The 9,458-nt window shown below is 73.6% G+C and carries 9 protein-coding genes; 4 read left to right on the forward strand and 5 right to left on the reverse strand.

The annotated features are described in order from the left end of the window. Positions 1 to 105 precede the first annotated feature (105 nt). The 3 genes from ACIPUC_RS26055 (at position 106) to ACIPUC_RS26065 (ending at position 3,800) form a co-directional block, all read left to right on the forward strand. The gene (locus ACIPUC_RS26055) at positions 106 to 2,547 is read left to right on the forward strand and encodes a serine/threonine-protein kinase (protein ID WP_446592554.1); all 2,442 of its coding nucleotides are present in this window, start codon (positions 106 to 108) and stop codon (positions 2,545 to 2,547) included. Between the two features lie 56 nt (positions 2,548 to 2,603). After that, the gene (locus ACIPUC_RS26060; RefSeq protein WP_446592555.1) at positions 2,604 to 3,101 is read left to right on the forward strand and encodes a peptidylprolyl isomerase; all 498 of its coding nucleotides are present in this window, start codon (positions 2,604 to 2,606) and stop codon (positions 3,099 to 3,101) included. A gap of 117 nt (positions 3,102 to 3,218) precedes the next feature. Then, complete coding sequence (locus ACIPUC_RS26065) at positions 3,219 to 3,800, forward strand: hypothetical protein (protein ID WP_446592557.1); 582 nt, start codon at positions 3,219 to 3,221, stop codon at positions 3,798 to 3,800. An 8-nt stretch (positions 3,801 to 3,808) separates the two neighbouring features. Here the strand turns inward: ACIPUC_RS26065 and ACIPUC_RS26070 are convergent, their stop codons facing one another. The 3 genes from ACIPUC_RS26070 to ACIPUC_RS26080 are packed head-to-tail and all read right to left on the reverse strand — an operon-like array spanning position 3,809 to position 6,185. Beyond that, positions 3,809 to 4,585, reverse strand: coding sequence for an enoyl-CoA hydratase/isomerase family protein (locus ACIPUC_RS26070; RefSeq protein ID WP_446592559.1), 777 nt, complete (start codon positions 4,583 to 4,585; stop codon positions 3,809 to 3,811). Further along, positions 4,582 to 5,031, reverse strand: coding sequence for a Zn-ribbon domain-containing OB-fold protein (locus tag ACIPUC_RS26075; protein ID WP_446592560.1), 450 nt, complete (start codon positions 5,029 to 5,031; stop codon positions 4,582 to 4,584). Before ACIPUC_RS26075 ends, ACIPUC_RS26070 begins: the two co-directional genes overlap by 4 nt. Before the next feature lie 2 nt (positions 5,032 to 5,033). Next, the gene (locus ACIPUC_RS26080; protein ID WP_446592561.1) at positions 5,034 to 6,185 is read right to left on the reverse strand and encodes a lipid-transfer protein; all 1,152 of its coding nucleotides are present in this window, start codon (positions 6,183 to 6,185) and stop codon (positions 5,034 to 5,036) included. A gap of 161 nt (positions 6,186 to 6,346) precedes the next feature. Between ACIPUC_RS26080 and ACIPUC_RS26085 the strand changes: the two genes are divergently transcribed. Further along, complete coding sequence (locus ACIPUC_RS26085) at positions 6,347 to 7,945, forward strand: FadD3 family acyl-CoA ligase (protein ID WP_446592673.1); 1,599 nt, start codon at positions 6,347 to 6,349, stop codon at positions 7,943 to 7,945. A gap of 1 nt (position 7,946) precedes the next feature. Here the strand turns inward: ACIPUC_RS26085 and ACIPUC_RS26090 are convergent, their stop codons facing one another. Both ACIPUC_RS26090 and ACIPUC_RS26095 read right to left on the reverse strand, forming a co-directional pair. Further along, entirely contained in the window at positions 7,947 to 8,519 is a 573-nt protein-coding gene (locus ACIPUC_RS26090) for a Uma2 family endonuclease (protein WP_446592562.1), read from the reverse strand. Between the two features lie 28 nt (positions 8,520 to 8,547). Beyond that, entirely contained in the window at positions 8,548 to 9,315 is a 768-nt protein-coding gene (locus ACIPUC_RS26095) for a class I SAM-dependent methyltransferase (protein ID WP_446592563.1), read from the reverse strand. Positions 9,316 to 9,458 lie beyond the last annotated feature (143 nt).

The following is a 9,458-nucleotide window of genomic DNA, read 5'->3' on the forward strand; positions in this document are numbered from 1 at the left end:
GGCGCCCGGAGTGAGACGCTGCACGGGGCAAGGCCCCGTACCGGCGTCGCGCGCCGCTGGAAGCGGGCCCGGAGCGAGGGCCCGTACGGGGAGGTGTGGAGGCGAGTGGTGGAGCAGCTGACGCAGCACGACCCGAGACGGATCGGCCCCTTCGAGGTGCTGGGACGGCTCGGCGCCGGCGGCATGGGGCTGGTCTATCTCGCGCGGTCCGCGTCCGGACGGCGGGTCGCGATCAAGACGGTGCGCACCGAGCTCGCCGAGGACCAGCTGTTCCGGGTCCGCTTCACCCGCGAGGTGGAGGCGGCCCGTGCCGTGTCCGGCTTCTACACCGCGGCCGTGGTCGACGCCGACCCGCGCGCCGCCGTGCCGTGGCTGGCCACCGCCTACGTCCCGGCGCCCTCCCTGGAGGAGATCGTCAACGAGTGCGGGCCCATGCCCGCCCAGGCCGTACGGTGGCTCGCGGCCGGCATCGCCGAGGCCCTGCAGTCCATCCACGGCGCGGGGCTGGTCCACCGCGACCTGAAGCCGTCCAACGTGCTCGTCGTCGAGGACGGGCCGCGCGTGATCGACTTCGGTATCGCGAGCGGGGTCTCCAACACGCGCCTGACCATGACGAACGTCGCCGTCGGCACCCCCGCCTACATGTCTCCCGAGCAGGCCAAGGACTCGCGCAGCGTCAAGGGTGCCAGCGACGTCTTCTCGCTCGGCTCCACGCTCGTCTTCGCTGCGACCGGGCACCCGCCGTACCACGGGGCCAACCCGGTGGAGACGGTCTTCATGCTGCTGCGCGAGGGCCCCAACCTGGAGGGCCTGCCCGCCGAGCTGCGGCCGCTCATCGAGTCCTGCATGCAGATGGACGCAGCCCTGCGGCCGACCCCGGCCGACCTCCAGGCGCAGCTCGCCCCGCACCTCTTCGACGGCGGCGACGACAGCGGGACGGCCTCGGCCTGGCTCCCCGCGCGGGCCGTCGCGATGATCGAGGCCCGCCGGGCGGGCAACCGCACGCCCGCCGCCGCCGTACCGGTCCCCGCGCCCGGCCCCGGCCGCGACGGCGGAGCGGCATCCGGATCCGGCGCCCGGGGGCCGATCTCGGGCCCCGCCACGCACCGCCGCCCGCGCGGCGCCGAGCCGTGGGTGGACCCGCGCACCGGCCTGGGGGCTCCCCCCGCGGTAGCCGGGCGAGCCGTGCCGCAGCGCCCGCACCACCCGCCGATGTCCCCGTCCCCGTCGGGCGAGCCCGTCCTGCTGGCCGGCTCCCCGGTGCCGATCGGGCCCGGGCCGCGCGCGAGCGCCTCGGCGCCCGCCCTGCACGCCGCCGCCGACTCGGCGACCGGCTGGATCCGCCCGCCGGGCGGCTCGGCGGCCGCCCCCGCCGTGCTGGCGGCCGTACCGGCCCCCGCCCCGGCCCCGGACAGCGGCCGGTGGCGGCCGTGGCGCTTCCGCATGTCCAACGACGTCTGGGGCACCCCCACCGTCGCCGGCGACCTGCTCTACGTCACCTCCTTCGAGGTGCACGCCCTCGACGTGGCGAGCGGGCGCCGCCAGTTCAAGACCCGCGACGTCGCCTGGTCCATGGCCGTCGCCGACGGCCGCATCCACGCCTCCGACGGCCCCTCGCTGTTCGCGCTCGACGCCTCCGACGGCTCCGAGCGGTGGCGGGTGTCCGCCGACGCCTGGGTGTACGCCCTGCGCGCGGACCGCGGCACCGTGGTCACCGCCACCCGCGGCGGCGGCGTACAGGGCTGGGAGGCGTCCAACGGCCAGAAGCTGTGGGAGCTGACCGGCGCGCAGACCGACTTCGAAACCCCGGAGGCGGCCCCCGTCCTCCACGACGGCACCGTGTACGTGTGGCAGGACGCCCGGCTGCGCGCGCTCGACGCCCGCAGCGGCCGCGAGTCCTGGTCCTATCCGGTCGGCGACGCGGCCTCCTGCGGAAACGTCCCGGTACGGGTCACCCCGGCCCCCGACGGCAACGTGTACGTCGCCGCCGGCACCCGCGTGCTGTCCGTGGACCGGGCCTCGGGCCGGGTCCGCTGGCACTTCGAGGCCCCCGCGGTCTTCCTGGCGCCCCCGGCCTTCGCTCCGGGCGCCGCGGTCACCGGCGGCGGGGTCTACCTCGCCGACTACCTGGGCACCGTCTACGCCCTGGACGCGGCCACCGGCCAGGACCGCTGGCGCATCGCGACCGAGGCGCGCACCTCCCCGGACCCGGTGCTCGTCGCGAACGGCAACGTCCACCTGGGCGCGGGCAGCGCCCTGTACACGCTCGACGCGGTCACCGGCACCCCGAAGTGGCGGTTCGCGGCGGGCGGCGAGATCACCGGCCTCCCGGCGGTCGCGGACGGCCGGGTGCACTTCGGCTCGGCCGACCACTGCCTGTACACGCTGGACGCGTCGGGCGGCCAGCTGCGCTGGAAGCTGGCCACGGGCGGCGAGATCACCGGCGCCCCGGTGGCCGAGGCGGGCGTGGTCTACGCGTGCAGCAAGGACCGCTGCGTGTACGCACTGGACGCGGCGAAGGGCACGGGCACCCGTACGAGCGGCTGAGGCGACTCGGCCCCCTCCCGGTAGCGGAACGCACCGGGAGTGACAGGATGGACCCCATGAGCGACAACGTCTACTTCGACATCAACATCAACGGCGCGCACGCCGGCCGCATCGTCTTCAGCCTCTTCGACGAGGTCGTCCCGAAGACCGCGCGCAACTTCCGCGAGCTGTGCACCGGCCAGAACGGCTTCGGCTACGCGGGCTCCGGCTTCCACCGCATCATTCCCCAGTTCATGCTGCAGGGCGGTGACTTCACCAACCACAACGGCACCGGCGGCAAGAGCATCTACGGCGAGAAGTTCGAGGACGAGAACTTCCAGCTGAAGCACGACCGCAAGTACCTGCTGTCGATGGCGAACGCCGGCCGCAACACCAACGGCTCGCAGTTCTTCATCACCACCGTCCTCACCCCGTGGCTCGACGGCAAGCACGTCGTCTTCGGCGAGGTCGTCGAGGGCCAGGAGCTCGTCGACCAGATCGAGGCCCTGGGCTCCCAGTCCGGCGCCCCCAAGGGCAAGGTCGAGATCGCGGCCTCGGGCGTCGTCGGCGCCTGATCACCACCCGCCACCACGGCCGGTCGGCCCCGCCCCCTCCCGGGGGCCGGGGCCGCCGCCGTTTCCGGGGCCCTGGTAGCGTGACCGGCCGTCTGTCCAACGGGAGGGGTTCGGGCCATGGCGGCTGCGGCTGGGCGTCACATCAGACTGACCGCGGTACTGGTGACCGTGGTGTTCGCGCTGACCGGTTTCTCGTCGAGCGGCGGCAGCAGCGGCGGAAAGAGCAAGAGCAGCAAGAGCAGCGGCAAGGGGGGCGGCTGCTCCAGCTCCAAGAGCAAGAAGAAGAGCCACAGCGGCGGCAGCGGCAGTACGGCGTCCGCGTCGGCCGCCTCCTCCGCGAGCCCGAGCGGTGACCCGGCCACCGTCGTGGTGGTCACCTGCACGAGCTCCGCCACACCGGTCACCACCCTGCGGTTCACCTCGCGGCTCGACCGCAGGGCGACCTTCGAGGTCGACCTCTACCGGGAGGGCGCCGCGGGAGCCGCCGTCGAGTCCAAGGTCGTCCGGGTGGATCTGGCGGCACGCGAGACCCGCACGGTCGACGTCGCCCTCGACGCCCCCTCGCGCGCCGCGGAGGTCCGGAACTGCCGGCTCGGCAAGCCCACCACCAGCGCCTCCGGCTCCACCCCCGGCTCGACCTCCGGCGGGTCCAAGACGACGCCGGCGCCCAAGGCCACCAAGTCCCGCAAGCCCCGCTGACCGGCGCGTCAGCGCAGCCTGAACTCGGTCCCCGGCCGCCGGCCCGCGAACAGGTCCGCCTGCCGCTCCGGGGGGAGGTTGCCCAGCGCGATCAGCGCCGGGGCCTGGGCCAGGGCCTGTTGGAGAGCCGCCTGTTTCGCCGACCACAGGGCCCGTACGGTGCCCTGCACGGCCTCCGTCGGGAAGCCGGCCAGGGTGGCCGCCGCGCGCACGGCCGCCTCGAGCAGCTCCGCGGGCTCGGCCAGCTCGGAGACCAGGCCGATCTCGTACGCCCGCCGCGCGGAGAGCCGCTCCGCCGTGCCCATCAGCGACATCCGGGCGGCCTCCCCGAAGGGCATCCGCTGCGCCATGTACACGGCCTCGTAGGCGCTGACCATCCCGTACGAGGTGTGCGGGTCGAAGTACGTCGCGCGGGACGAGGAGACGATGAACTCCGCCTCGCCCAGCAGGTAGAAGGCCCCGCCGCACGCCATGCCGTTGACCGCGGCGATCACCGGCTTCCACAGGTCGTTGGCCTTCGGGCCGATGGAGACGAGCGGATCGTCGACCGAGTACGGGGACGCCGGCTGCGGCACCTGCGCCCCCCGGTCGATGCCCGTGCAGAAGGCGGCCGTCCCGGCGCCCGTCAGCACCACCGCCCGCACCTCGTCCTCGAACCGGAACTCCCGCCACACCCGGGCCAGTTCGTCCGCCGTCGCCAGGTCGATCGCGTTGTGCCTGCGCTCCCGGTCCAGTGTGACGACCGCGACCCCGCTCGCCTTGTCCCGCTCCACCCGCAGCGTCACGACTTCTCCAGGACCCAGCGCGGCACCGCCACGCCGCCCGTCTCGGTGAACACCACCTGGACCCGCGCCCCGATGCGCAGCCGGGCCGGGTTCATCGAGTTCAGCGGGGCGTCGGCCGAGGTCACCAGGTTTCCGGCCAGCCGGATGTGCGGGGCGTCGGCGAGCTCCACCAGGATCACGTTGTACGGGGCCTGCGCGGCGTAGGCGGGCAGCAGCGGCGGATGCGGCTGGACGTAGGACCAGATGCGGCCGCGGCCGCTCATCAGCTGCCACTCGGAGCCGAAGGACTGGCAGTGCGGGCAGCAGGGGCGCGGCGGGAAGCGGAGTCTGCCGCAGGCCGTGCAGGCCTGGACGCGGAGTTCGCCCCGGGCGGCGTACTCCCAGAAGGGGGCGCCGTCCTCGTCGGGGACCGGGAGAAGAAGCGATTCCTCGGTAGCGGCGGTCATGATCAGCTCCTCAGCAGGATCGCGGACGTCGGGACACCCTCGCCCGCCGTCACCAGGCAGGTCGCGGCGTCCGGCACCTGGGCGGTGGAGATGCCGCGCAGCTGCTTGACGCCCTCGTTGATCAGGTTGAAGCCGTGCACGTACGCCTCGGACAGGCCGCCGCCCCCCGTGTTGATCGGGAGCCGGCCGCCCATCTCCAGGGCCCCGCCCTCGGTGAAGGCGGCGCCCTCGCCGCGGCCGCAGAAGCCGTAGCCCTCGAGGGAGAGCGGGATCAGCGGGGTGAAGGCGTCGTAGATCTGGGCGACGTCCACGTCCTGCGGCCCGAAGTCCGCCTGCTTCCACAGGTGCCGGGCGGCCGTCCAGGCGGGCCCCGACAGGGGGTCGTCGTTCCAGTAGTTGACCATGCCGTGGTGCTGGGCCGGCAGGCCCTGGGCGACGGAGTGGAGGTAGACGGGCTTGTGGCGGCAGTCCCGGGCCCGCTCGGCGGAGACGACCACGCAGGCCAGGGCCCCGTCCGTCTCCAAGCAGTTGTCGAAGAGGCAGAGCGGGTCGCTGATCATGCGGGAGGTCATGTACATCTCGCGGGTCAGCGGGCGCTCGTACATCATCGCGGCCGGGTTCTCGTTGGCCCGGTTGCGGCAGGCCATCGCCACGTTGAAGAGGTGGTCGCGGGTGGCGCCGTACTCGTGCATGTAGCGGCGGGCCAGCATGCCGATCTCGTCGGCCGGGCGCAGCAGGCCGAAGGGGCGGGTCCACTGGCCTGGGGTGGGCAGCTGGACGGCGGTGTTCTTCCAGGGGCGGGGGCCCGAGCCGCGCTTGCGCGAGCGCCAGGCGACGCCGACGGTGGCCTGGCCGGTGGCCACGGCGGAGGCCAGGTGGGCGACGGTGGCGCAGGAGCCGCCGCCGCCGTAGCCGACCTTGGAGAAGAAGGTGACGTCGCCGGCGCCGATGGCCTTGGCGACCTCGACCTCGTCGGTCTCCTCCATGGTGTAGGAGGCGAAGGCATCGACCTCGGCGGGCTCTATGCCCGCGTCGGCGAGCGCTGCCAGAATGGCGCGGCAGGCCAATTCCTTCTCGGACTGCGGCAGTTGCTTGGCAAAGGCGGTCTGCCCGATGCCGACTATCGCCGTCGCGTCCTTGAGCGTTGCCGCCATCGCCACCTCCGGGGTGCACCAGTACTGACAGCCGCGAAGGCTACAGCTAATCTGACGGTTAGTCAGCTACTGGGTTCGGGTTCGGGGGAGGGTGGCACGCCATGACCGCAGACGGGCACGAGGACGGGCGCGACGACATCCGGGGCGATCTGCGGGGCGATCTGCGAGGCGATCTGCGATGGGGGACCATCGCCGGTCTCGTGCGCGACGCCGCGGCGCGCTTCGCCGACCGCGAGGCCGTCGTCGACGGACGCGTGCGCGTCGACTACGCCCAGCTCGGCGAGCGCGTCGAGCGCGCCGCGGCCGCCTGCATCGCCGCCGGGGTCGAACCGGGCGACCGGGTCGCCGTGTGGGCCCCCAACACCCTGGAGTGGATCGTCTCCGCGCTCGGCGCCGTCTCCGCGGGCGCGGTGCTCGTCCCCCTCAACACCCGTTTCAAGGGCACCGAAGCCGCGTACGTCCTCCGGCGCAGCCGGGCCCGGCTGCTCTTCGTCACCGGCACCTTCCTCGGCACCTCCTACGTCGCCTCCCTGCGCCGCGCCGCGGCCGACGGCCCCGGCGACGGACCGCTGCCCGGGCTGCCGCACCTGGAGCAGGTCGTCGTCCTCGCCGAGGACGCCCCCGAGTCCTTCCGCACCTGGAAGGACTTCCTGGCGGGCGGGGACCGCGTACCGGCCGGCGCCGTCCGCGAGCGCGCCGGGGCGATTCCCCCCGACGCCCCCTCCGACATCATCTTCACCTCGGGCACCACCGGCAGCCCCAAGGGCGCCGTCATCACCCACGCCCAGTCCCTGCGCTGCTACGACGTCTGGAGCGAGCTCGCGGGACTGCGCGAGGGCGACCGCTACCTGATCGTGAACCCCTTCTTCCACACCTTCGGCTACAAGGCCGGGATCATCGCCTGCCTGATGCGCGGGGCCACGATGGTCCCGCAGCCCGTGTTCAACGTGGACACCGTCCTCGCCAACATCGCCGCCGAGCGGATCTCCGTACTCCCCGGGCCGCCCACTCTCCACCAGTCCCTCCTCGACCACCCCCAGCGCGACCAGCACGACCTCTCCGCCCTGCGCCTGGTCGTCACTGGCGCGGCCGTCGTCCCGCTCCAGCTGGTCGAGCGGCTCCGCGGCGAACTGCGCATCGCCACCGTCCTCACCGCGTACGGGCTCTCCGAGGCGAGCGGCATCGTCACCATGTGCCGCCCCGGCGACCCGGCGGCGATCATCGCCGAGACCTCGGGACGGGCCATCCCGGACACCGAGGTGGTGATCAGGGACGCGGCCGGCCGGCCGCAGCCCGCCGGCCAGGTCGGCGAGATCGCGGTCCGCGGCCACCACGTCATGCGGGGGTACTTCGAGGACCCCGAGGAGACGGCGAAGGCGATCACCCCCGACGGCTGGCTGCTCACCGGCGACGTGGGGTTCACGGACGCGGACGGCAACCTGCGCATCACCGACCGGATCAAGGACATGTTCATCGTCGGCGGGTTCAACGCCTACCCCGCCGAGATCGAGCAGCTCCTCGGCCTCCACCCGGACGTCGCGGACGTCGCGGTGGTCGGCGTCCCGGATCCGCGGCTCGGCGAGGTCGGCAAGGCGTACGCGGTCCGCCGCCCCGGCTCCACCCTCACCGCCGACGACCTGATCGCCTGGTCCCGGCGGGAGATGGCCAACTACAAGGTGCCGCGCGCCGTGGAGTTCGTCGCCGAACTGCCGCGCAACGCGAGCGGCAAGATCCTCAAACGCGAGCTGCGGGCCCGCTGAGTCAGGGGACGAGGCTGCCCAGGTCGATGGCTGCGGGGAAGGGCACCGACACCTTCAGCCACTCGCGGTGGATCCCGGTCGCGACGTACGACCGGGTGACCGTGTCCAGCTCGTAGACGTGGACGGCGGGCCCGCTCGCCTCGTCCTCGACACGCCAGAAGTGGGGGATGCCCGCCTGGGCGTACTTGAACGGCTTGATGGAGCGGTCACGGTCGGCCGACTCCTCGGACACCACTTCGATCACCAGGCAGACCTCGTCCGGGAGGTAGCGGGTGCGATCGGGGTCGTAGGCGACCGCCGCAGCCAGGATGTCCGGCTCGGGGCGGCTCTTCTTGTCGAGCCGGACCGTCATCTCCCGTTCGACCTCAATGCCGTCGGGTGCGGCTTGCCGCAGGCTGAAGGTCAGGTTCTCCACGAGCCGGGCATGCCAGGACCGCTGCGGGGACATCATGAAGATCAGCGCTCCGTCGATGAGCTCGGTGTGCCGGGGAGCCTGGAGCAGGTGATCGAGGTCGTCCGCTTCCCAGCCGCTCGGGCGGGGCGGGAGCATCCATTCGGGGAGCTCGGCTGCCATGGTTTCCTCCAGGGGGTCCTGCGCCAGCCTACTTGGCCGAGCCCTTCCGTACGGGCGCTTGGCGCGACCGTCCCGGCTTGCGGGCCAGGACCAGCCGCCAGCGCGGAGCGCCGGAGGCCTGGCGGCCGAAGTGCTCCAGCGGCACCGTCTCCACCGTGAAGCCGGCCGCCCGCAGGTCGGCGCGGACCCCGCCCAGCGGGAAGGTCCGGTAGTACATGACGAAGGGCGGCCGCCACACCGCGTTGCGCACCCGCATCGCCGCGTCGAAGCCCGCCACCGCCCACCACAGCGGGTGGCTCGGCGGGATCGGCGCGCCGATCGGGAAGGCGAACACCCCGCCCTCGCGCAGCGCCGCGTGGACCCCGGAGAAGAGGGCGGGCCGCTCGGCCGGGAGGAAGTGGCCGAAGGCCCCGAAGCTCACGGCCAGGTCGTACGCGTCCCCGAGCGCGGGCGGCAGCGCCCGCGCGTCGGCCCGTACGAAGTCCACGCGCGGGTCCTGATGCGCCCGCCGGGCCTCGGCCAGCATGCCCGCGCTCAGGTCCACGCCGGTCACGCGCTCCCGGCACAGCCGCCGCAGCATGCCGATTCCGGCGCCCGTGCCGCAGCAGACGTCCAGCCCGGCACCGAAGGAGCCCTCCAACTGGGCCAGGGTCTCCTCGACGGCGTCGAGCATCCGGTCCGGGGTGCGGAAGGGCGTGCGGTCGAACTTCGGCGCGAGCAGGTCGTAGCCGCGCTCGACGGAGGAGAGGGCCTGCACGGCGAGTTCGCGGACGCTCGGCCCGTGGCTGGTGAACACGGCTCCAGCCTAGGCCGAAAGCGTGTGAACGCGGGCATGCGACGGCGGTGGCGGGGGGGCCCCCCCCCGGCCCCCCCCACCCCCCCCCCCCCGGGCCCCCCCCGGCGCCCCCCGACGAAACCCCCGGACGGCGGGCGGGCTAC

It is taken from the genome of Streptomyces sp. LARHCF249 (assembly GCF_052871255.1).